This window comes from Psychrobacter sp., assembly GCF_036731945.1.
Classification (GTDB): domain Bacteria; phylum Pseudomonadota; class Gammaproteobacteria; order Pseudomonadales; family Moraxellaceae; genus Psychrobacter.
The window spans coordinates 1-1,533 of the sequence record NZ_DAINDI010000131.1; the positions used below are offsets into that span (position 1 = coordinate 1).

Annotated in this window: 1 protein-coding gene; it reads right to left on the reverse strand. The window is 42.8% G+C overall.

Annotated features, from left to right (window positions below; all coding sequences use genetic code 11):
- Positions 1 to 101 precede the first annotated feature (101 nt).
- The gene (locus V7D75_RS14630) at positions 102 to 1,358 is read right to left on the reverse strand and encodes a tyrosine-type recombinase/integrase (protein WP_333615151.1); all 1,257 of its coding nucleotides are present in this window, start codon (positions 1,356 to 1,358) and stop codon (positions 102 to 104) included.
- Positions 1,359 to 1,533: the final 175 nt, after the last annotated feature.

The window sequence follows — 1,533 nt, forward strand, 5'->3', positions numbered from 1 at the left end:
CTACGTTCGCTCTATCTGGAAACCCAGCCCTAGCGACTAGGGATTACTGCCTCAATCAACTACAAGGAATGGTAATATTATAACATAACATTTTATGATAGCTAGTAAATCTTATACAGCTTTTCAATAACTTCATCTTGCGTCATGCCAGCCTCGTTAAACAAGAAAGCCTCAATCTCATTCATGGCTTCACGTAGTCTTTTTTGACTGACCTGAATGTACTGCAATGTCACATCGTCTGACGCCTTCGATGTTCTATGATTCATTAATCGTTTGATGACAGATATGTTTAAATTTAAGATATCACCAACGGTTGAGAATGTCCGGCGCAGATCGTGCGGTGTGATATGAATGCCAGCCGCGTCACCTATGTTTGTGTACTGCTTCGATATATCGGTCAGGTTGCCGTCATGCTCAGACAAGCGAGAAGGGAATACCCAAGGTTCATCTTGGCGGTATTGGTGCCGATGCTTCATCATGGCGCACATAACCTTACCAAGCGGCACATGCAAGTTATCGCCGTTCTTTGTCTCAAAAATAGTCATGGTGCCATGCTTTAAATCAATACTATCCCATCTGAGGGTATAACCTTCGCTGGCACGAATGCCAGTACATAAAAATAGCAGCATGATATCGCGTGCGTTATTACTGTGAGGCTGCATGGTGTGGAAGTCCTCACTCTTAAAATCTATCAGCACGCGAACGTAATTACCCATCGTATCTTCATTGAGATAAGTGGTACGAGGCTTAACCGTGTTCCATAATTTTTTAGCTGTCAGTATTTCGATAGGGCTTGGCTTGATAATCGGCACTTCTGCTTTATCTAAAAAACTCAGTCGCGAGAAGTTCCAAACGGCATTAAGAGCCCTAAAAGTTGCATTGGCTTGTGATGGGCTTAGCTTGGTAAGCTCTAAATGCTTTTCGGTAATATTGCTTTGCATGATCTCGTTCATTGACCTATCTTGCCATTCAGCTAGCTTATCTAGTATCTGGCGATTGTAGGTGGCGATGGTCGATGGTTTAAGTCCAGGCTTATGAGCGATGTAATATTCATACGCTTCGCCAAGTGTCGGAACAACCACGTCCTTCATGTCGTCATTGAATGGATCACGTCCTTGCATTAAATCATTGATAACAGACATGGCGCGTTCGCGTGCATCTTGCAAAGTCATGATTGAGCAATCACCGATAACACGTCGGTGCAACTTGCCAGCGATACGCTTATTGATAATATAGTTTTTGCTTGCGCTCTTGGTGCAGACGGCAAAGCCATTGACGAGCTCATCTTGATGAATGACCGCTTTTTCTGTGTACTCTAAGCCGTCAATAAACCGTTTGGTAAATTTAATTTTTGCCATGATGGTGCTATCCGTAGAGTGAATCTGTCTAGGTATAGTAGTAGATAACGGCGAAAATGAGAAGTATACCAAAAGTATACTTTTTACCGTTTTGATACTTGCTATCAAGCTCTAGCAAAAACACTAGGCAACAAAAAACCCCGTAAACAGTGCGTTTGCGGGGTTTGAATTTGGT

Excerpts from the sequence above, each read along its gene's own strand:
- V7D75_RS14630 (WP_333615151.1), bottom strand. The coding sequence starts at position 1,358 with ATGGCAAAAATTAAATTTACCAAACGGTTTATTGACGGCTTAGAGTAC.